This is a genomic window from Tepidiphilus sp. HLB4 (assembly GCF_054823945.1).
Window position 1 is genome coordinate 1 of sequence record NZ_JSYB01000065.1, and the last position, 463, is coordinate 463.

A 463-nucleotide genomic window follows, 5' to 3' on the forward strand; every position below is an offset into this window, starting at 1 on the left:
GAGCCGGGGTTCGTGCATCTGGACGTGAAGTACCTGCCGCAGATGCCCGACGAGGACAAACGCCGCTACCTCTTCGTGGCGATCGACCGGGCCACGCGTTGGGTGTTCGTGGCCATCTACCCGGAGAAGACAGCCGCCAACGCCCGGCGCTTTCTGAGCTCGCTCATCGAGGCGGCCCCCTTTCGTCTGCACACGATCCTCACCGACAACGGCAAGGAATTCACCGACCGCTTCATCACCCGGGGAGAGCGCACCCCCACGGGAGCACATGCCTTCGATGAACTGTGCCAGGCGCTCGACATCGAGCATCGGCTGACCAAACCGCGCCGCCCGCAGACGAACGGCATGGTCGAGCGCTTCAATGGGCGCATCAGCGAGGTACTCGCCACCCATCGCTTCGACAGCCGCGAAGCGCTGGAGGCAACGATTCATCGCTACGTCTGGCTGTACAATCACCACATTC

At 63.5% G+C, this 463-nt stretch carries 1 protein-coding gene; it reads left to right on the top strand.

Annotated elements, in window-relative coordinates:
- Window positions 1-463, top strand: a 463-nt coding sequence (locus OA56_RS09120) for a DDE-type integrase/transposase/recombinase (protein WP_461584822.1), incomplete at both ends; no start/stop codon positions are given.